Annotated in this window: 24 protein-coding genes; 10 read left to right on the forward strand and 14 right to left on the reverse strand. The window is 59.3% G+C overall.

Translation table 11 applies throughout. From position 1 onward, the window contains the following. The 10 genes from Q0C48_RS00240 to Q0C48_RS00285 all read left to right on the forward strand — a co-directional run. On the forward strand, window positions 1-844 hold an 844-nt coding region (locus tag Q0C48_RS00240; protein ID WP_291520484.1), incomplete at its 5' end, for an NAD(P)/FAD-dependent oxidoreductase. Between the two features lie 183 nt (window positions 845-1,027). After that, the gene (gene erpA, locus Q0C48_RS00245) at window positions 1,028-1,378 is read left to right on the forward strand and encodes an iron-sulfur cluster insertion protein ErpA (protein WP_291520584.1); all 351 of its coding nucleotides are present in this window, start codon (window positions 1,028-1,030) and stop codon (window positions 1,376-1,378) included. 194 nt (window positions 1,379-1,572) lie between these two features. Next, window positions 1,573-2,733, forward strand: a complete 1,161-nt coding sequence (locus Q0C48_RS00250) for a citrate synthase (RefSeq protein ID WP_291520486.1) — start codon at window positions 1,573-1,575, stop codon at window positions 2,731-2,733. Between the two features lie 9 nt (window positions 2,734-2,742). Further along, on the forward strand, window positions 2,743-4,053 hold the full coding sequence (gene gshA, locus Q0C48_RS00255) for a glutamate--cysteine ligase (protein ID WP_291520488.1): 1,311 nt from the start codon (window positions 2,743-2,745) through the stop codon (window positions 4,051-4,053). Beyond that, on the forward strand, window positions 4,050-4,988 hold the full coding sequence (gene gshB / locus Q0C48_RS00260; RefSeq protein WP_291520490.1) for a glutathione synthase: 939 nt from the start codon (window positions 4,050-4,052) through the stop codon (window positions 4,986-4,988). The genes gshA and gshB overlap by 4 nt, the downstream gene beginning before the upstream one ends. 69 nt (window positions 4,989-5,057) lie before the next feature. Further along, window positions 5,058-5,615 carry a YqgE/AlgH family protein gene (locus tag Q0C48_RS00265; RefSeq protein ID WP_291520492.1) on the forward strand — a complete coding sequence of 186 codons (558 nt, stop codon included), beginning with the start codon at window positions 5,058-5,060 and terminating at the stop codon, window positions 5,613-5,615. Beyond that, on the forward strand, window positions 5,608-6,039 hold the full coding sequence (gene ruvX, locus Q0C48_RS00270) for a Holliday junction resolvase RuvX (RefSeq protein WP_291520494.1): 432 nt from the start codon (window positions 5,608-5,610) through the stop codon (window positions 6,037-6,039). The genes Q0C48_RS00265 and ruvX overlap by 8 nt, the downstream gene beginning before the upstream one ends. Continuing rightward, a complete protein-coding gene (gene pyrR, locus Q0C48_RS00275; protein ID WP_291520496.1) occupies window positions 6,036-6,542 on the forward strand; it encodes a bifunctional pyr operon transcriptional regulator/uracil phosphoribosyltransferase PyrR in 507 nt (168 codons plus the stop codon). Before ruvX ends, pyrR begins: the two co-directional genes overlap by 4 nt. After that, a complete protein-coding gene (locus Q0C48_RS00280) occupies window positions 6,539-7,525 on the forward strand; it encodes an aspartate carbamoyltransferase catalytic subunit (protein WP_291520498.1) in 987 nt (328 codons plus the stop codon). The genes pyrR and Q0C48_RS00280 overlap by 4 nt, the downstream gene beginning before the upstream one ends. 5 nt (window positions 7,526-7,530) lie before the next feature. Further along, window positions 7,531-8,805 (forward strand): dihydroorotase, encoded by a 1,275-nt coding sequence (locus Q0C48_RS00285; RefSeq protein WP_291520500.1) that lies wholly within the window; start codon window positions 7,531-7,533, stop codon window positions 8,803-8,805. A gap of 9 nt (window positions 8,806-8,814) precedes the next feature. Here the strand turns inward: Q0C48_RS00285 and Q0C48_RS00290 are convergent, their stop codons facing one another. The 14 genes from Q0C48_RS00290 to murA all read right to left on the reverse strand — a co-directional run bounded on the left by Q0C48_RS00290 (window position 8,815) and on the right by murA (window position 19,629). Further along, the gene (locus Q0C48_RS00290) at window positions 8,815-9,480 is read right to left on the reverse strand and encodes an MT-A70 family methyltransferase (RefSeq protein ID WP_291520502.1); all 666 of its coding nucleotides are present in this window, start codon (window positions 9,478-9,480) and stop codon (window positions 8,815-8,817) included. After that, the gene (locus tag Q0C48_RS00295) at window positions 9,480-10,070 is read right to left on the reverse strand and encodes a BglII/BstYI family type II restriction endonuclease (protein WP_291520504.1); all 591 of its coding nucleotides are present in this window, start codon (window positions 10,068-10,070) and stop codon (window positions 9,480-9,482) included. The genes Q0C48_RS00290 and Q0C48_RS00295 overlap by 1 nt, the downstream gene beginning before the upstream one ends. A gap of 40 nt (window positions 10,071-10,110) precedes the next feature. After that, window positions 10,111-10,947: a twin-arginine translocase subunit TatC gene (gene tatC, locus Q0C48_RS00300; protein WP_291520506.1), complete on the reverse strand. Its 837-nt coding sequence runs from the start codon at window positions 10,945-10,947 to the stop codon at window positions 10,111-10,113. Window positions 10,948-11,097: 150 nt separating this feature from the next. Continuing rightward, complete coding sequence (tatB, locus tag Q0C48_RS00305; RefSeq protein WP_291520508.1) at window positions 11,098-11,469, reverse strand: Sec-independent protein translocase protein TatB; 372 nt, start codon at window positions 11,467-11,469, stop codon at window positions 11,098-11,100. 6 nt (window positions 11,470-11,475) lie between these two features. Beyond that, window positions 11,476-11,694, reverse strand: a complete 219-nt coding sequence (gene tatA, locus Q0C48_RS00310) for a Sec-independent protein translocase subunit TatA (protein WP_291520510.1) — start codon at window positions 11,692-11,694, stop codon at window positions 11,476-11,478. Window positions 11,695-11,769: 75 nt separating this feature from the next. Continuing rightward, window positions 11,770-12,468 carry a bifunctional phosphoribosyl-AMP cyclohydrolase/phosphoribosyl-ATP diphosphatase HisIE gene (hisIE, locus tag Q0C48_RS00315; RefSeq protein WP_291520513.1) on the reverse strand — a complete coding sequence of 233 codons (699 nt, stop codon included), beginning with the start codon at window positions 12,466-12,468 and terminating at the stop codon, window positions 11,770-11,772. Between the two features lie 73 nt (window positions 12,469-12,541). Continuing rightward, window positions 12,542-13,303 carry an imidazole glycerol phosphate synthase subunit HisF gene (gene hisF, locus Q0C48_RS00320; RefSeq protein WP_291520515.1) on the reverse strand — a complete coding sequence of 254 codons (762 nt, stop codon included), beginning with the start codon at window positions 13,301-13,303 and terminating at the stop codon, window positions 12,542-12,544. 4 nt (window positions 13,304-13,307) lie between these two features. Continuing rightward, entirely contained in the window at window positions 13,308-14,036 is a 729-nt protein-coding gene (gene hisA / locus Q0C48_RS00325) for a 1-(5-phosphoribosyl)-5-[(5-phosphoribosylamino)methylideneamino]imidazole-4-carboxamide isomerase (protein WP_291520517.1), read from the reverse strand. A 39-nt stretch (window positions 14,037-14,075) separates the two neighbouring features. Beyond that, on the reverse strand, window positions 14,076-14,747 hold the full coding sequence (gene hisH / locus Q0C48_RS00330; protein ID WP_291520519.1) for an imidazole glycerol phosphate synthase subunit HisH: 672 nt from the start codon (window positions 14,745-14,747) through the stop codon (window positions 14,076-14,078). Further along, a complete protein-coding gene (gene hisB, locus Q0C48_RS00335) occupies window positions 14,744-15,343 on the reverse strand; it encodes an imidazoleglycerol-phosphate dehydratase HisB (protein ID WP_291520521.1) in 600 nt (199 codons plus the stop codon). The genes hisH and hisB overlap by 4 nt, the downstream gene beginning before the upstream one ends. Continuing rightward, entirely contained in the window at window positions 15,340-16,419 is a 1,080-nt protein-coding gene (hisC, locus tag Q0C48_RS00340) for a histidinol-phosphate transaminase (protein ID WP_291520523.1), read from the reverse strand. The genes hisB and hisC overlap by 4 nt, the downstream gene beginning before the upstream one ends. Beyond that, window positions 16,416-17,717: a histidinol dehydrogenase gene (gene hisD / locus Q0C48_RS00345; RefSeq protein WP_291520525.1), complete on the reverse strand. Its 1,302-nt coding sequence runs from the start codon at window positions 17,715-17,717 to the stop codon at window positions 16,416-16,418. The genes hisC and hisD overlap by 4 nt, the downstream gene beginning before the upstream one ends. After that, window positions 17,714-18,361 carry an ATP phosphoribosyltransferase gene (gene hisG, locus Q0C48_RS00350; RefSeq protein ID WP_291520527.1) on the reverse strand — a complete coding sequence of 216 codons (648 nt, stop codon included), beginning with the start codon at window positions 18,359-18,361 and terminating at the stop codon, window positions 17,714-17,716. Before hisG ends, hisD begins: the two co-directional genes overlap by 4 nt. Next, the gene (gene murA / locus Q0C48_RS00355; protein WP_291520528.1) at window positions 18,358-19,629 is read right to left on the reverse strand and encodes a UDP-N-acetylglucosamine 1-carboxyvinyltransferase; all 1,272 of its coding nucleotides are present in this window, start codon (window positions 19,627-19,629) and stop codon (window positions 18,358-18,360) included. The genes hisG and murA overlap by 4 nt, the downstream gene beginning before the upstream one ends. Window position 19,630: the final 1 nt, after the last annotated feature.

Genomic DNA, 19,630 nt, shown 5'->3' on the forward strand with positions numbered 1-19,630 from the left:
GCACCATGACTTCGGCGCCGAAGTCATGGTGCTGGAAGCCTTGCCCCGACCTGTGGCGGAGATGGAAAAGGAGGTCGCGGAACAGTTGATGAAGGCCCTCGCCCACAACAGCCCGCGCTTGCAGGTGTTGACCGGCGTCAAAGTAGCGGATGTCGCCGGGCAGGCCGGCCAGTTGGAGATCCGTTATCAGGCGGGTGAAGAGGCCGCGACCTATGCCTGTGATCTGCTGCTGGTGGCGACGGGCAAGCGCCCGGACACCAGCGGTTTGAACCTTGCGGCGGCTGGCGTGACGCTCGGTGAGCGGGCCGCCATCGCTGCGGATGCGACCGGGCGGAGCAATGTGCCCCATATTTATGCCGTGGGTGACGTCATTGGCGGTTACATGCTGGCCCACACGGCGGGCCAGCAGGGGCGAGTTGCGGCGGCTAATCTGCTGGGTCATAGCGCTCGCTATGATGCGGCTAAAGACAGCGGTGTGACTTTCACCCGACCCCAATGCGCCTTTGTCGGTGTCTCCCTGGAGCAGGCGAAGGCCGCGGGCATTGACGCGGTCGAGGTCAAGGTACCCCTGAGCATTGATGCCAAGGCGATGATGACCGGCGAGACCGATGGTCTGATCAAAATTGTCGCCGACAAAGTCAGCCATCGCATTGTCGGTGTACACTTCCTGGCCGATCATGCGGATACCCTGGTGGGCGAGGCGGTCCTGATGGTGAGCGCTGGTCTGACTCTGGAGCAGGTGGCCGAAGCCATTCATCCCCATCCAACGCAGACCGAACTCTTCGGCGAGATGGCGCGGCGTCTGTTGTCCCGTCTGCGGCGCACCGCCAGGGCGGCGGGCTGATTAGATGAGACGACACCCGCAGGAGCTGATAGTGCCCAAACATTCCAGCATAGAGGGGGTCTTAAGCTGGCCCATATCGCGGCTTGACGCCTGCGCGTAAAAGCGAGCAAAATACTCGGGTATCCACTGGATGAAGCGCTGCGGCGCATGGAGCGATGCATAATGAGCACAGCAACAGAAACAATGACCAATCTGGATTCCATCCCCCCGGTTATGACCCTGACGCAAAATGCAGCGGACAAGATTGCCTCGCTGATCGAAGAAGAGGGTTCTGAAGATCTGAAGCTACGCGTCTTTGTGACGGGTGGCGGTTGTTCCGGTTTTCAGTATGGCTTTACTTTCGATGAGAATATGAATGAAGGCGATACGGAAGTGCATCAGTTCGGTGTGAGCCTGCTGATTGACCCCATGAGTTATCAGTATCTGGTCGGCGCAGAGATTGACTACAGCGAGGGATTGGAGGGCGCACAATTCGTCATCAAAAATCCCAACGCAACGACCACCTGCGGGTGCGGATCTTCCTTCTCGGCCTGATCGCTGACTGGTACGGAAGTGCCCCCAAGGGGAGGCTGACGGCCTCCCTTTTATTTTACGGGCAGGTTATGATGATCTGGCGGCTGTCGTCCGAAAGCCTTTGTGCAGGATGCTGCCCGTGAGCAGTGCCCTGGCTGGCGGGGACCGCCGAAGGTCCGGGCAGTCAATCATCAGAATGATAAAAGGAGTTCTGTATGGCGGAACCGAACTTTGCGCCAGGTCTGGAGGGTGTGGCTGCAACCCACTCCAGCATTTCCAACATTGACGGTGTCGCTGGTTTACTGAGTTACCGTGGTTTTGCCATTGCGGATCTTGTGGCACACAGCAGCTTCGAGGAAGTAGCGCTTTTGCTGCTGGACGGCGCCCTGCCGAGCGCCACTGATCTGGGACAATTCGATCACGGGCTGCGCACACACCGCCAAGTCAAATACAATGTCCGGGAAATCATGAAGTTCATGCCCGTGACCGGGCATCCCATGGATATGTTGCACTGTGCCGTGGCCAGTCTGGGCATGTTCTACCCGCAGCAGGAACTCTCCGATGCCGAGCGCGAAAATACGCCCCATCTGGATGCCATGGCGATGCGGATTATTGCCCGTATGCCGACTATCGTTGCCATGTGGGAACAAATGCGTTTTGGCAACGATCCTATTCCACCACGCCCAGACCTTAGTCATGCGGCTAACTTCCTGTATATGTTGTCGGGTCGTGATCCGGATTCGGCCCTCGCCAAAATCCTTGACTCCTGCCTGATTCTGCACGCCGAGCACACCATCAATGCCAGTACCTTCTCGGTGCTGGTGACCGGTTCTACCCTGACCAATCCTTACCATGTTATCGGTGGGGCCGTTGGCACTCTGGCCGGCCCCTTGCACGGCGGCGCCAATCAGAAGGTCGTGGAAATGCTGGAAGAAATTGGTTCTGCCCAGCAGGTAGGCGCCTATCTCGATGCGAAAATGGCTAACAAGGACAAGATCTGGGGCTTTGGGCATCGCGTCTATAAGACCCGCGATCCGCGCGCGGCGATTCTCAAGGAGATGATGGAAGGTCTGGCCAGTCACGGTCATTTGCGCCACAGTCGCCTTTTTGAAATCGCCATAGAGGTGGAACGCCAGGCTACGGAGCGACTCGGTCCCAAGGGCATCCATGCCAATGTGGATTTCTACTCGGGCGTGCTGTATCACGAGATGGGCATCAAAGCGGACCTTTTTACGCCTATTTTTGCTATGGCGCGTTCTGCGGGTTGGCTGGCTCATTGGCGGGAGCAACTGGCGAACAACCGGATTTTCCGGCCTACGCAGGTGTATACAGGGGAACAAGGTAAAAGCTATGTTCCTATTGCGCAACGATTTTAGGAAAAACGTATGACAGAGGTTTTACGGGATATCCCCTTCCTGGCCACGGATCGGGTGGAGGCTCTGCTGGACATTGAGCGTCATCTGATCGCCGAGCAATCCACGATTGAGCGCTGGTTTCGGGGACAATGGCAGCGGACGCCGCCGCCTTTCTATGCCTCTGTGGACTTGCGCAATGCCGGTTTCAAGCTAGCGCCCGTGGACACCAATCTGTTTTCGGCGGGATTTAATAACCTCAATCCGGAGTTTTCGTCGCTCTATGTGGCGGCGATCCAGCATTTTCTCAATCAGTATTACCCGGGTCTGGAGCGGGTGCTCCTGATCCCGGAAAATCATACCCGTAACCTCTTCTACCTGGAGAATGTGGCGCGGCTGCGCGAGTTGCTGGAACTCTCGGGTCTCGAAGTGCGGGTGGGTTCACTGATTTTGGAAGAGCGCACGACCAATGATTTGCCTTCGGGCAACCAACTGCTCCTGGAACCGCTGCGACGAGAGGGTGGGCGTATCTCGACCGCCGGTTTCGATGCACAGTTGGTTTTGCTGAATAATGACCTGTCAGGCGGTGTTCCAGAAATACTGGAACATCTTGAACAGCCTATTCTACCACCCCTCGCCGCGGGCTGGCGCAATAGGCGCAAGTCCCAGCATTTTGCTCACTATCGCTCTGCAGCACAGGAACTGGCGGAGGTGATCGACATCGATCCCTGGCTGATTGATCCCGTTTTTCGCCGCTGTCAAGGCATTGATTTTATGCGTTCCGAAGGCCGCGAGTGTCTGGTCGCTAATGTAGATGCGGTACTGGCGATTACCCGCGAGCGTTACGGCCACTATGGTATTCGCCAGCGCCCTTTTGTCATCGTGAAAGCAGACGCTGGTACCTATGGTATGGGAATCATGACCGCCTATTCGGGTGAGGAGTTTCTGGATCTTAATCGCAAGGAACGGACCCGCATGGCTAAAGGTAAAGAGGGTTTGCCGGTGAGTGATGTTTTTATTCAGGAGGGGGTGTATACCTTCGAGCAAACTGCCCAGGAGGCGGTGGCGGAGCCGGTGGTGTATATGATCGGTCAGCAGGTGCTGGGTGGCTTTTACCGGGTGCATACCGAGCGCGGGCGCGATGAAAACCTCAATGCCCCTGGAGCACATTTTGAGCCCATGGCCTTTGGCCAGACCTGCGTGGTTCCTTGCCGGAAATCACCGCCCGATGCACCGGTGAACCGCTATTACGCCTATGGCGTCATCGCGCGCCTGGCGCTGGTGGCCGCGGCACGGGAGATGGCGGACTGGCGGATACACGATGCGCAGGAGGCCGGCCAATGAGCGCGCTCCAGGCCGCCGTACTTATGGACCCCATCGCCGGGATCAAACCGGCTAAAGATACGACCTTCGCCATGCTGCTCGCAGCGCAGGCACGCGGGCACCAATGCCGGGTGTTTACTCTTTCCGACCTGTTTCTGCGTGATGGCTGTTCCTGGGGACGATTACGTGCCGTCGTCGTGCGCGATGACGTGGAAGATTACTTTACGCTGGGTGAGACAGAAGAACGTCCCCTCGCCGACATGGATGTGGTCCTCATGCGTAAGGACCCGCCCGTGGGGCTGGAATATCTCACTGCCTGCTATCTGCTGGAGCACGCAGGTACCTGGGTGGTCAACGATCCGATCAGTCTGCGCAATGCCAATGAAAAGCTCTATGCCCTGCATTTCCCAGAGTTTCTGCCGCCTTTGCTGGTGAGTCGCGATCTCGGGGATTTACGGGCCTTTCTCGCCGAACACGGCGAAATTGTCGTCAAACCGCTTTCGGCGCGTGGCGGCGAAGGGGTGTTCTATCTGCACCTGCAGGACCGCAATGTCGGCAGTATTCTCGAGACGGTGACGGGCTGGGGTCAGCATTATGTGATGGCGCAGCGCTATCTGCCCGCGATCCGCGAGGGAGATAAACGGATTCTCATGGTGGATGGCGTCCCGGTGCCAGGTGCCCTGCTGCGGGTGCCTTCGGCCGCAGATTTTCGCGGTAATCTGGTGGCAGGTGCAACGGGGGTGGCGGCGGAGATCAATGACCGCGATCGGGACATCTGCGCGGCGATAGGCCCAGCCTTGCGCGCCGCGGGCCTGCTTTTTGTCGGTCTGGATGTGATCGGCGGGTATGTGACGGAGATCAATGTCACCAGCCCCACCGGGGCACGGGAGATCAGGCGATTCTTTGGGGTCGACGCGGCGGATCTGCTCTGGCAGCGTCTGGAGCGGGGGCGATGATGCACCCGGTCCGCGTGACCGGTCATGGGCACCTGCCGTTTTCGGGCTAAAACACGTATCATAGGGCTTATGACCTTTTCTTCTCTCAAAAATCATCTGCTCATTGCCATGCCCGCGCTGCACGACGGCGTTTTTGATCGTACCGTGATTGTGGTCTGCGAGCACAATGCCGAAGGCGCCATGGGCGTGGTTATCAACCGGCTGGTGGACATCAACATGTCCGATGCCCTGCGGGCGGTGGACATCCAGCCCTCTGAAGAAATGATCCATCGCCCGGTGTACTGGGGCGGGCCGATCCAGCCTCAGCATGGATTTATTCTGCATTCGCCGCGGGGCGAATGGCTTTCCAGTCTGGAGGTCAATGACGATCTGGCGCTGACCAGTTCGCCGGATATTCTGCAGGCGATTTCTCAGCACGAAGAGCCGCAACGTTATCTGCTGACCCTGGGCTATGCTGGCTGGGGCGCGCAGCAACTGGAAGCGGAGCTGCAGGATAACGCCTGGTTACACGGCCCCTTGGATATGGCGGTGATTTTCGACCTGCCCGCCAGTGAGCGCTGGCAGGCCGCGGCGCGCTTGCTGGGGGTGGACATGCGCCTGCTCAGCGGTGCGGCAGGTCATGCCTGAGCGGAGCGGGCCGCTGCTCGGGATAGATTTCGGTGAGCGCCGGATCGGGATTGCGGTTTTGGGGGAGTCGGGGTTGGCGCCGCAAGGGGTTGCCACCCTGCGCAATGGCGAGAGTGGCCCGGACTGGGATGGCTTCGCGCGTATTCTCAAAGAATGGCAGCCTCGCGCGCTGGTTCTTGGTCTGCCCCTGCACATGGATGGCAGCGAGGGATTCATGGTCGGACGGGTACGCAAATTCGCGGAAAGTTTGCAGCGCCGTTTCTCCTTGCCTATCCATTGGGTGGATGAGCGCCTGAGCAGCCACGCCGCCGAGCTGGTGCTGAAAGATCGCGCTTTTTCTGAAAAAAAGCGGGGCCGCTTGCTGGATCAGGCCGCTGCCTGCGAGATTTTGTGGACCTTTCATAACGCCGGAGGAGACGCATGACGACCGACTGGGATGTGAGCGCGCTGTTGGAGGTTATGGCGCGTGATCTGCGTCCCCTCATTGATCCGGAGCAGGCGGCGATGATCGGCATTTTTACCGGCGGCGTCTGGCTGGCGCGCACCCTGCACGCCGCACTCGGTTTGCAGCAGCCCCTGGGGCAGGTGGATATCTCTTTTTATCGCGACGACTTCAGCCAGATCGGCCTGCACCCGCAGGTGCGCGCCTCGGATATCCCCTTTGATGTCGATGGCCGCGATATCATTCTGGTGGACGATGTCCTCTACACCGGCCGCACCGTGCGCGCCGCTATGAATGAAATATTCGACTATGGGCGACCGGCCCGCATCCGTCTGGCGGTGCTGGTAGATCGCGCCGGGCACGAGCTGCCAGTGGCCGCCGATGTGGCGGCGCTACGCCTGAATGCCACAGCGGGCGAGCACATTAAGCTGCGCGGCCCCGACCCCTTGCGTCTGGAACTGGAGCAGCGGAGGCCGCAGCCATGAGTGCCACCATCTTTCGTTTTGGTGAAGGAAACCCGCAATATGATGCCCAGGGTCGTCTGCGTCATCTGCTCAGTACCGAAGGGCTCCGGGAGCGCGAGTTACTGCAGATTCTCGATACGGCGGAATCTTTCCTCAGTATTGCCCACCGCAGTGTCAAAAAGACCCCCACCCTGCGTGGCCGCACCATCGTCAATCTCTTTTTTGAGAACAGCACGCGGACCCGCAGCACCTTTGAACTGGCCGCCAAGCGCCTCTCGGCGGATGTGCTGAATATCGCCGTCAGCAGCAGTAGTGCCAGCAAGGGCGAATCCCTCATGGATACGGTCAATAATCTGATGGCCATGCAGGTGGATGGTTTTGTCATCCGCCATCCTGAGGCGGGAGCAGTTCATCTGGTCGCGCGCCATCTCGGCGACTCGGCGCTGGTAGTGAATGCCGGTGACGGTCAGCACGCCCATCCCACCCAGGCCCTGCTGGATGTGTTCACCATCCGCCGTTTGGCGGGGCCGATTGAAGACCGGGTGGTGGCCATTGTCGGTGATGTGCTCCATTCGCGGGTGGCGCGCTCGCAGATTCATGCCTTGTCCATTCTCGGCTGTCCGGAAATTCGCGTCATCGGCCCGCGTACCCTGGTGCCCGAAGAACTCTCGGCGCTGGGGGTGCATGTCTACCACGATCTGCAGGCCGGTTTGCGCGGGGTGGATGTGATTTGCGCCCTGCGCCTGCAACGGGAGCGCATGGAGTCGCACCGTCTGCCCAGTCTCGATGAATTTCATCGCCGCTTCGGGCTGACCCCGGAGCGCTTGCAGTGGGCAGAACCCGGCGCGCTGGTGCTGCATCCGGGTCCCATGAACCGCGGGGTGGAAATCGCCTCGGAGGTGGCGGATGGTGCTCAGGCGGTGATTCTCCAACAGGTAGCCCATGGTCTGGCGGTGCGGATGGCGGTGCTCACCATCCTCTCTGGCGCGGCGGGCGGGGAGTGAGGACCATGCACAGAATCATACGCAATATTCGGGTCATGGATCCCGGCGATGGCTTTGACGCGGTCACCGATCTGGCCATAGCCGACGGCCGGATTGTCGCGCGGGGGCCTCTGCCTTCTGACTTTACCGCAGAAGAGGTGCTGGATGGCAGTGGCTTGATCGCCTGCCCCGGTTTCGTCGAAACCTCTTTTCAGGCGCACACGCCCGGTCATGGCCGGGATGGTGATCTTGCCAGTGAATTATGCGCGGCGGTGGCCGGTGGCGTGACTCAGGTTTTGCTGCGGCCGGATACCCAGCCCATGGCGGATACCTCGGCCGTTTTACAGGAGCAGCGCGTCCTGGCGGATCGTCTGGCCTTGGCCAAGGTGCATCTGTCCGGTGCCTTTACGACCCAGCTTCAGGGTGCGGCGCTGACCGAGATGGCGAGTTTGGCAGAGGCTGGCGCCATTGCCTTTGGTCAGGCCAAAGAGCCCGTACCCAGTGCGGCCTTGTTGCGGCTGGCGCTGAGCTATGCTGCGGATTTGGGTTTGCCCGTATTACTCCATGGCGAAGAGCCAGAGTTGGCGGCCCATGGGGTGATGCACGAAGGCCGTCTGAGCATCCGCTTAGGCCTGACCGGACGCCCGGCGGCGGCGGAGCAGATCGGTGTGCAGCGGGATATCGCCATTGCTGCGCTCAGCGACTGTTCCATCCATTTCCCGCATTTGAGTACCGCTGCGGCGGTGGCCGAGGTTGCAGCAGCGCGGCAGCGTGGTGAGCCGGTGACATGTGGTGTGAGTATCCACCATCTGCTGCTCAGCGAGCAGGATGTCGGTTTCTTCAATCTCCACGCCAAGATTCTGCCGCCCTTGCGCTCCACTGCAGAGCGCGATGCCCTGCGCCATGCGCTGGCTACGGGCGTTATAACGACCATCAGCAGTGATCACAGCCCTTGGGGCGTGGACCGCGAGGGCATGACCTTTACCCAGGCGCCCTTCGGCATTGCGTCCGTGGAATGGCTTCTGCCCCTGACGCTGCGGCTGGTGGATGAAGGGGTGGTGGATTTGATGACGGTACTGAGCCTGCTGAGTGTCGGCCCGGCCCAGGCCCTTGGTTTGCCCGCGCAGTCCCTGGCTGTCGGCGCCGCCGCTGACCTTTGTATCTTCGATCCGGAGTCCTATTTCACCGTGGAGCCGGCGCGGCAATGGAGCCGGGGCCGGAATCTTCCCTATGGCCAGTGGGAGTTGCGTGGGCAGGTGCGATATACCCTGGTGGAGGGGCGGGTGGTTTTCCGCGGGTGAGGGTAACGCTCACTTTGGATGGGTTATAATAATTTTTTTCTGCTTGAGTGGAATCACATTTGACTGTGAATGATTGGCATATGTATCCCAACTCGGTGCGTATTCCTCAGCCTGATTTCCCCATACGGACCACCCTTTACGTGGACCTCTGGCGAATAGTTCAAGGTAGGGTCCGGGGCTGCATGCCTCAATGATAGCGTATTGCTCGTCTGGTTTGCGGCTATGTTCGCGCTTTTGTGAAGAAATGATGTTCTCCTGACTTCTCCCCGGCTGCAAGGTCCGGGCATTTTTTCCTCGGACACCAAAAAGGATCATCTCTGTTACATTTCGGAAATAAAAACCGACGCCTCTTCTGTCAGGCCCACCATCTTTTCTGATTTTGTACCATATCATATTGGTTTTATAGGTGAATCCCCAGTGCTCCATTACCTGCATACCGTCGGCCAGGAGCGCGTTCGGCACCCAAAGATAGAGGTGTGCCATGTCGGTGACGATTGTTTCTACAGGAAGTTCTTTTATTTCTTGCAGAGTCATCGTTGAGTATCGGGAGAGACGCTTGTGCTCTGGCGCCATCTTCCCGGTCCTGTTCTGAAACTGCCAGGGTGGATCGGCGAGAACGGTGGTGAATTTTCTTTTCCCTACCGCTTCCAGCAAATCGTCAGATGCGCTCATCATTATTCGTCCTCTGTATAGAGTGATTGAGTGATGCCGAATACCAGCAAAGGACAACCGCCCCCGCCGCTACCCTCAATCCGGGGCAGAAGTTTACTCATATGTGTGGTTGACGCACCATAAGAGGAACCCCTTCCCAGTTGATCAAATATTTCCTGCAGATTGTCGCAACGAGTGATGATCACCCCTACGCTAATAGCACGCAAGTCAAATAGCAAACGAAAATTATTGAGGTCCCGATCATAGAAGGGATCTTTATTGTTCCATTCAATTTCCAGGGCGACTCTGTTGCGAAAACAATCTATCTTATGGGTAGGTGTATCCATTGTGTGTTCGTCGACAACAACATGCGTCTGGAATTTTTTTTCAACCCAGTCACGACCATATAGATAACTGTCAATAAATTCGGAAACTTTGGACTTACGCCCGCCGGGATTGGTAATCCAGCTCCTGTTCAATCGGAAATCAGAAAGTACGGCGAGAATATCATCCCACTCGTTAGGAAAATCATGATGTAAAATGGCGCAGGCGTGCTTCCACTCGTGGACTTCATGATTTTCGCGGATGAATTCAGGAAGCAGATCGATACTCATGTGATCTCCAGGTATTTTTTATGGCTCCTTACCGTGTCCTTCATTTCTTCAGTTCATCCTCACCCCTGTCCCGGAAGCTTTCCTCGGCAGCATCCATCTCGTGGGCAGCGCTGCGTGACGGCTCTGCCGTGTCATCAGCGGTATCCTCTTCTGCGGACCGGACTGCCGGTAAACGTGCCGCGAAGAACAGCCCGACTTCAAAAAGCATATACATGGGAATAAGGAGCATAACCATGGATAACACATCGGGAGGACTGAGTACTGCCGAGGCGATGGCGCAGATCAGGAAGGCATAGCGGCGGCTGCGACGCAGTGTAGCCACCTGAAGCACCCCGATGCGTACCAGTACCACAATGAGAATGGGGATCTGGAAGGCCAGGCCGAAGGCGAGCGAGAATTTGACGATGAGCGAGAGATAACTATCGACTTTGGGCATGGCGGTAATATCACCGCCCGAAAAACTCACGAAAAATCGGAAGGCATTGGGGAATACGATAAAGTAGGCGAACAACATCCCGCCGATGAACAGAAAAACAGAGGCAAAAATCAGCGGGAAAAAGGCCTTCCGCTCATGCTCATAAAGGCCAGGCGCTATGAAGGCCCAGAATTGATAGAGTACGACGGGTAATGCCAGAACAAAGCCGGATAGCAAGGAAAGCTGCACGTAAGTCAAAAATACTTCGGGTAAACTGGTATAAATGAGGTGGCTGCCCTTTGGTAGTACATCAATGAGTGGGGCAGCAAGAATGTTATAAATCGTTTTAGAGAATGGATAAGAAACCAAAAAACCGGCGAAAATAGCGATCACTGCAAATAATACGCGGCGGCGCAATTCCAACAAATGGCCGATAAAAGTGTTCTCCGCCAACTTATCCATGCTTAAAAAATATCCTTAGGCGGTATTGATCTATTAGTGGGCTTGGAAATTGATAATCTGCAAGATACTTGGTGAAGGATCAAGCCATAGTGCGCAGACGTAATAATGGCGAACTCCGGCTAGCGCATCAGGTTATGACAGGCTATACAATCAATGCAGGCGGTCTTCCGGTCCTGGAGGCTCCGCATGCTGCACCGGTGCCGACAGGATATCGAGTTCACCTTGTTTTTGCTCTCCTATGACTTCCGGTTTTTCGTCACTCGCTTTAGGGGTGGCCGTAGCGGTAATATCCACAGGCAGAAGTTCTTCGTTGGCATACTCGCGCAGTTTGTTGGCTTCCTGGCGCAGATCATCCAGCAACAACTGCTGTTCGACCTCAGAACGCAAGCCCGTCACGGCGCGACGCATAGCGCCGTACCACTTCCCCGCAGTGCGCGCGAGCTCGGGCATTTTCTCCGGCCCGACCACGAGCAGCGCAATAATCCCGAGTAGCGCGAGTTCGCCAAAGCTGAAGTCGAACATAAGCGATCAGCGATTGACGGTTTCGTGTTCTTTGCTGGGCTGGACATCGACGTCAATGGTATGGCCGATGGTTTCCTTCTTTTCTTCCTCTTCCTTGACGGCGGAGCGGAAGCCCTTGATGGCAGAACCCAGGTCCGAACCCACGTGGCGCAGTTTTGCGGTGCCAAACAGCGCGACCACTATTAACAAAATGATGACCAGATGCCAGATACTAAAAGCGCCCATGACTGCTCTCCTTCCCCCGCAGGGGTTTACGCGCTACAACTAACGTTTTGACCATAGGAAAATAAAGCGGTTGCGTCAAGCTTGCGGACGTCGTGCTGCCTTCTCTTCCAGGCCGGAAACGCCTTCACGTCGCGCCAGTTCCCCGAGGACATCACCAATATGCAATTCCTGTTCCTCCAAGGCCACCATCAGGTGAAAGAGGAGGTCTGCCGCCTCTGCAATAATCGGTTTTGGCTCATGATTCTTGCAAGCGACGACAAATTCGGTGGCTTCTTCGCCCACCTTTTTCAATACCCGGTCCTGGCCCCCATGGAGCAGTTGTGCCACGTAGGATTGGCCGGAATCGGCCGCCCGCCGACTGTGTAGTGTGGCTTGCAGGCTATCGAGGATGCTGCCGGGGGGCGGGGCCTGATGCTGCCAGCCCCGCTCGCCGGGTTGGCCGAGGAAGAAGCAACTTTGCTCCCCTGTGTGGCAGGCCGGGCCTTCCTGAATGACACGCAGGAGAACGGTGTCGCCATCGCAGTCGAGACGCAGATCCACCAGATGTTGAATATGGCCGGAGGTCTCGCCTTTACGCCAGAGCGCCTGTCGGGAGCGTGACCAGTACGTGCCCATGCCATCACGGAGCGTCGCCAGCAATGCGTCGGCATTCATCCATGCCAGCATCAGTACCTGGCCGCTGCGGGCATCCTGGGCGATGGCAGGCACCAGGCCGTCCACACTCCAGCGCACGGCGGCGAGTATGGCGGCGTGCTGCGCTTCCCGTTCACTCATGATGGTCAGAACCCCTCGTTGATGTCTTTCTGCTCGATAATACGCAGGTTGCGCCTGACAGATGCACTGCGCTTTAGCGGGTTTCGCGCACTGGAATCCTCGCGGCCGCCATCTGTGCCTTAACCTCGGAGATGCGAAACTGGCCGAAGTGGAAGACGCTGGCGGCTAACACTGCATCAGCATGCCCCTGCTGGATACCTTCGGCAAAGTGCTGGATTTCTCCGACACCACCCGAGGCAATCACCGGTACCGGTACGGCATCGCTGACGGCGCGGGTGAGGGCGAGATCAAAACCGATCCCCGTACCGTCCCGGTCCATGCTGGTGAGCAGGATTTCACCGGCACCATATTCGGCCATTTGCTGCGCCCAAGCCACCGCATCCAGGCCGGTACTGCGCCGACCGCCGTGAGTGAAGACTTCCCAGTGATCATCCACCCGCTTGGCGTCAATGGCGACGACAATGCAGGAGTTACCGAAACGCCGGGCGGCGGCGCGTACCAGTTCCGGTTCATTCACGGCGGCGCTATTGATGCTGACCTTGTCGGCACCGGCGAGGAGCAGGGTGCGGATATCGTCGACACAACGCACCCCACCGCCTACCGTCAAGGGAATGAAGACCTGGGCAGCCACGGCAGATACCACATCGGCAAGGGTGCCGCGTTCTTCATAACTGGCGGAGATGTCGAGAAAGGTGATTTCGTCGGCACCCTCATCGTTGTAGCGTTTGGCCACTTCCACCGGATCGCCGGCATCGCGCAGGGCAACGAACTGGACGCCCTTCACCACACGACCGTGGTCGATATCCAGGCAGGGTATGATGCGCTTAGCGAGCATCTGCTTAGGCCTCGGCCTGGGCGCGGGCCTGGCTAAAGTCCAGGGTTCCTTCATAAATGGCGCGGCCGGTAATGGCGCCGGTGACGCCGTCGCCCTCGTAGGCCTTGAGCGCCAGTACCTGCTCCAGATTGGCGATGCCGCCCGAGGCGATGACTGGTACTGGCACGGCCTGAGCCAGTGCGACTGTCGCGGGAATATTAGGGCCACTGAGCATGCCATCGCGGCTGATGTCGGTGTAGATGATGGCCTCAATGCCGTCGGCGGCGAAGTGCCGGGCGAGGTCAATAGGATCATGACGGGAAAGTTTGGACCAGCCTTCAGTGGCGACTTTACCGTCGCGGGCATCAATACCCACCATGATATGGCCGGGGAAGCTCACTGCGGCATCGGCGACGAAGCCGGGGGCTTTGACTGCCTGGGTGCCGATGATCACATAACGAACCCCGGCCTGGATGTAGGTTTCAATCTGCTCTTCACTGCGGATGCCACCGCCGACCTGGATTTCAAGGTCAGGGAAGCGTGCGCAAATGGCGGCAATGGCCTGTGCATTTACCGGCTCCCCCTGCACGGCACCGTCGAGATCGACGATGTGCAGACGTTTGGCACCTGCTTCCACCCAGCGTTGCGCCGTGGCGACAGGGTTATCCGAGAAGACCGTGTTGTCTTCCATCCGGCCCTGCCGTAAGCGCACACAGTTCCCGCCCTTGAGATCGATGGCCGGAATCAACAGCATGACAACTTCCTCCCCACAAAGTTATTCCAGAAAACAGATTCAAATCGCACAGTTGGCTCCGCAATCGCCGTCCCAGCCGAGAAAATTCCCGAGCAGGCGCAGGCCCGCTGTGCCGCTCTTTTCCGGGTGGCATTGCAGGGCGAACAGGTTATCCGCCGCCACCGCCGCACAGAAGGGAAAGGCGTAATCGCTGAAGGCCACGAGTATCTCGGGGGCGGAGGGTTCCACATAGAAGGAGTGGACGAAGTAAAAGTAGGCATTCTGGGGAACGCCAGCAAACAGCGGGTGTTCCACGAGTTGATGCAGCTCGTTCCAGCCCATGTGCGGAATTTTCAGGCGCCTGCCATCCGCGGCATGCAGGGCTTCTTCGGGAAAGGGGATGACCCGTCCCGGCAGCAAACCGAGCCCGGCGTGTTCGCCATGCTCCACACTGCTGTCCATGAGCATCTGCATCCCGAGGCAGATGCCGAGGAAGGGCCGGGTCTGCGCCGCAACGCGGACGAAGTCACTGAGCTCACGGGCTTCCAGCGCTGCCATACAGTCGCCGAAGGCGCCGACGCCGGGGAAGATGATGCGGTCCGTGGTGGCCAATTCGCTGGCCTGATCACTGACAATCGCCTTGCCGCCCAGATACTCCACGGCCTTGGCCACCGAGTAGAGGTTGCCCATGCCGTAGTCAACAATACCGACGCGGCTCGTGGCGGCGCTCATAGGGTCAGGGTGCCCTTGGTACTGGGCACGGTGCCCGCCATGCGCGGATCAGGAGCGACAGCCATGCGCAGGGCACGTCCACAGGCCTTGAAGAGGGTCTCGGCGATGTGGTGGGCATTGTTGCCACGCAAAGTGTCCAGGTGCAAGGTCACCTGTGCGTGGTTGACGAAGCCCTGAAAGAATTCATGGAAGAGATCCACATCAAAGCCGCCCACCTGAGCGCGGGGGAATTCGACCGCGAAGATCAGTCCGGGGCGGCCGGAAAGGTCCACCACCACCCGCGACAGCGCCTCGTCCAGAGGCACGTAGGCATGGCCATAGCGCTGGATGCCGGCCTTATCTCCCACGGCGCGGGCAAAGGCCTGACCGAGGGTGATGCCGATGTCTTCCACCGTGTGGTGAGCGTCGATATCCAGATCGCCCTGAGCCTGAATGTGCATGTCGAAAAGACCATGACGGACGATCTGGTGGATCATGTGGTCAAGAAAGGGTAACCCGGTGTGCAGGTCGGCCTGCCCGGAACCATCGAGATTCAGGGTGACACGGATCTGGGTTTCGAGGGTGTTTCTTTCGACTTCGGCTTGACGCGGATTCACAGTAAAGACTCCAGTACGGCCAGAAAGCGATCATTTTCGGCCGGTGTGCCGACGCTGACCCGTAGATAGTCGCTGAGACGGGGGTGGCCTGTAAAGGCTTTGATAAGCACCCCCCCTTCACGTAGTCCTGAGAACAGTGCCGCGGCCCGCCCGGGGGCGTGAAAGAGCAGGAAATTGGCGGCGCTGGGCCAGATCGAAAGACCGCAGGTGCTGATGGCCTTGAAGAGACGTTCCCTCTCGGCACGTAGGATTTCGGCCTGAGCGTCCAACACTTCGGTATGACGCAGGTAGAAGGACGCGCTGCGCTGGGTAAGCACATTAATGTTGTAAGGCAGGCGCAGCTTATCCAGTTCCTGAATCCACGCGGCTGGCCCCGCCAGCATCCCCAGCCGCAACCCCGCCAGGCCCTCCTTGGACAGGGTGCGGAGCAAGAGGAGGTTGGGGGTGCGTCCCAGGCGATCGGCAAAGGTCGCCTGACTGAAAGCGTGATAGGCCTCGTCCACTACCACCAGGCCCGGCGCTGCAGCGACAATCGCTTCCAGATCGGTCTCGGGAAAGAGGCTGCCACTGGGATTGTTGGGCCAGTCGAGGAAAATGATGGCAGGTTGTTGCGCAGTGATGGCGGTCAGCATGGCCGGGAGGTCCAAACGGAAGTCCGCGTTCAGGGGAATGCCCACAAAAGACAGGCCGAGCTGTTGTGCCAGCAGGCGGTACATGACGAAACTGGGATCCACAGCCATGATGGGGCGCTGGCTACCTGCTACGGCGGTCACCAGAATCTGGATCAGTTCGTCGGAGCCGTTGCCGAGCATGAGCTCCACGCCATTGGGCAGACCGATATGCGCCTTGAGGGCGTCTATGAGGGTGTTGGGGTGCGCGTCGGGGTAGCGATTGAGGGGCGCATCGGCCAAGCTCTCCAGCCATTGCTCACGCAAGGCCGCAGGTAAGCCATAGGGGTTCTCCATGGCGTCAAGCTTGATGAGCCCCTCACCGGCTGCCACCGCATAGGCCTTGCTGGCCAGCAATTCCGGGCGGAGCAGGCTCTGCATCAGGGTTATCGTAGCGCTGTCGCTCATGACCCGGCTTTGGGGATACGGCAGGCTGCTGAACGGGCATGGGCGGTCAGACCTTCGCCCAAGGCGAGACGCTCGGCGATCCGCCCCAGTTGCGCGGCACCGGCGGGGCTGCAGTGAATGAGACTGCTCCGCTTGACGAAATCATAGACGCCGAGGGGCGAGGAGAAGCGTGCGCTGCCGCCCGTGGGCAGCACATGGTTGGGGCCGGCCACATAGTCGCCGAGGGCCTCGCAACTGTGGATACCCATGAAGATGGCCCCGGCATTGTGGATGTCCGCCAGCCAGTCTTCAGGATTCTGCACGGCGAGCTCCAGATGTTCCGGCGCAATGCTGTCGGCAATGGCGCAGGCCTCGGCACGGTCGCGCACACGAATCACCGCACCCCGGTCTGCCCAGCTCTTGCGGGCGATGGGCGCGCGATCAAGTACGTTCAGCGCCGCATCAACGGCGGCGACCACCGACTCGATGTGGGCGTCGTCCCAACTGATGAAAATGCTCTGGGCAATCTCATCATGTTCCGCCTGTGAGAGCAGATCCCAGGCCAACCATTCTGCCGGTGCCGAGCCATCGCTGATCACGAGGATTTCGCTGGGTCCAGCAATCATATCGATGCCGACCCGGCCGAAGACCATGCGCTTGGCGGTGGCCACATAGATATTGCCGGGGCCGACAATCTTGTCTACTGCCGGGACGCTTTCTGTGCCGTAGGCGAGCGCCGCTACCGCCTGTGCGCCGCCGATACAGAACACCCGGTCCACGCCGGCAATAGCTGCTGCTGCCAGCACCCAAGGGTTCACCTGCCCCTGCGGGGTGGGTACAGTCATGATGATTTCCTTCACGCCGGCTACGTGCGCGGGAATGGCATTCATCAGCACGGAGCTGGGATAAGCCGCCTTGCCGCCGGGCACATAAATCCCCACCCGGGACAGGGGCAGGATGCGCTGGCCCAGCACCGTGCCGTCGGCCTCGGTAAAGGTCCAGCTTTCACCGCGCTGGTGCTCGTGGTAACTGCGGATACGTTGCGCCGCCTCTTCCAGGGCAGCCCGCTGGGTGGGCTCCAGACTGATGAGCGCTGCATCCCAGGCGCTGCGGGGGATTTCCAAATCAGCGGCGGAAGCCGTCGTCACCCCATCAAAGCGCTCAGTGTACTCGCGTAGCGCCGCATCGCCCCGATCGCGGACCGCAGCAACAATCTCCCGCACCCGCACTTCAATCTGCGGATCCAGATTGGCATCCCAGTCATGCAGTGCGTGAAACTGGCGGGTAAAATCGGGGTCGCTGGTATCCAGACGGTTCATGACGTGACTTGCGCCTCTAGTTGGTTAATGAGGGTTTCGATGGCGCGGCGCTTGAGTTTCATGGCCGCGCGGTTGACCACCAGACGGCTGGAAATGGGCATGATTTCTTCCACTTCCACCAGCCCGTTTTCCTTGAGCGTACGGCCGCTGGACACCAGGTCCACAATACGATCCGCCAATCCGACCAGAGGCGCCAGTTCCATGCTGCCGTAAAGCTTGATGATTTCCGTCTGTACGCCGCGCGCATGGAAATAGTTGCGGGTGATGTGCGGATATTTGGTCGCAATGCGCACCCGTTCCCAGCTTTGCGGTGCGTCATTGGCTGCCAGCGCGGCAGGTTCGGCCACCGCCATGTGGCAGATGCCGATACGCAGATCCAGGGGCTCATAAAGGTCCAGGCCCTCCTGCTCCAACAGCACATCTTTACCGGCAATGCCCAGGTCGGCAGCGCCCCAGGTCACGTAGGTGGGCACATCGCTGGCGCGGATCACCAGAAAGCGCACCGCGGGGTCGGTACTGGGGATGATCAGCTTGCGGGATTCTTCCGGGTCCTCCGCCAGGTGGATGCCGGCGCCCGCAAAGAGGGGAATGGCTTCTTGCAGAATCCGTCCCTTGGACAGTGCGATGGTAATGCCTGCGCTCATGTGACGCTCCTGCTGTTACTGATCCGGCGGATATCTGCGCCTAAGGCGCTGAGTTTCTCTTCAATGACCTCATAGCCGCGATCCAGATGATAGATGCGGTCGATGAGGGTTTCGCCCTCCGCCACCAGTCCGGCAAGGACTAGCGAAGCCGACGCCCGCAGATCGGTTGCCATCACCGGCGCGCCGCGCAGGCGGGGTATTCCGCGCACTACCGCGGTCTTCCCATCGGCATTGATGTCGGCACCCAGTCTTTGCAATTCAGAGACGTGCATAAAGCGATTTTCGAAGATGGTTTCGGTGACGACGCTGCTCCCCACGGCGATGCAGTTCATCGCCATGAATTGCGCCTGCATGTCCGTGGGGAAGGCCGGATAGGGCGCCGTGCGTACATCCACCGCTTGCGGCCGTCGTGTCATGCGGACGCGGATCGTGTCCGCCTCGGCGGACACTTCGGCCCCCGCTTCCCGTAGTTTGAGGATGACGCTCTCCAGCAGACCCGCATCGGTGCGTTTCAGGCAAATATCGCCGCCGGCCATAGCCGCGGCCACCAGATAGGTCCCCGTCTCGATGCGGTCAGGCACAACGCTGTGCTCGGCACCATGCAGTTCAGCTACACCCTCAATCTCGATGACAGAGGTCCCCGCTCCGGAGATGCGCGCACCCATGGCCGACAGACAACGGGCGAGGTCGACAATTTCCGGCTCGCGGGCGGCATTTTCGAGAATGGTGCGTCCTTCGGCGAGGGTGGCTGCCATGAGCAGGTTTTCCGTACCGGTGACGGAGACCATCTCCATAACGATGCGGGTGCCGCGCAGACGAGATGCCTGTGCTTTAACGAAACCGTCCTCTACAGTGATTTCGGCACCCAAAGCCTGCAGACCGCTGAGATGGACGCTCACCGGACGACTGCCGATGGCGCAGCCACCAGGCAGGCTCACTTCTGCCGAGCCGTGTCGGGCCAGCAGTGGCCCAAGTACCAGTATCGAGGCACGCATGGTCTTCACCAGCTCATAAGGGGCGACGACCGAGTGTACCGGGCGCGGATCGACTTCGATCCCGAGCTGGCCGTCTACCAGCACCCTTGCGCCGAGTGTGCTCAACAACTCCAGGGTCGTGGTAATGTCACGCAGATGCGGAATATTGCGCAGTCGCACCGGCTCGCGCGCCAGCAGGGTGGCGGCGAGACAAGGTAAGGCCGCGTTTTTGGCCCCGGAAATCCGCAGCTCACCACGCAGGGGGCCATTACCACGCAGCAGCAGTTTATCCATG

The organism is Acidithiobacillus sp., assembly GCF_023255755.1.
In the GTDB taxonomy this organism is placed as follows: domain Bacteria; phylum Pseudomonadota; class Gammaproteobacteria; order Acidithiobacillales; family Acidithiobacillaceae; genus Acidithiobacillus.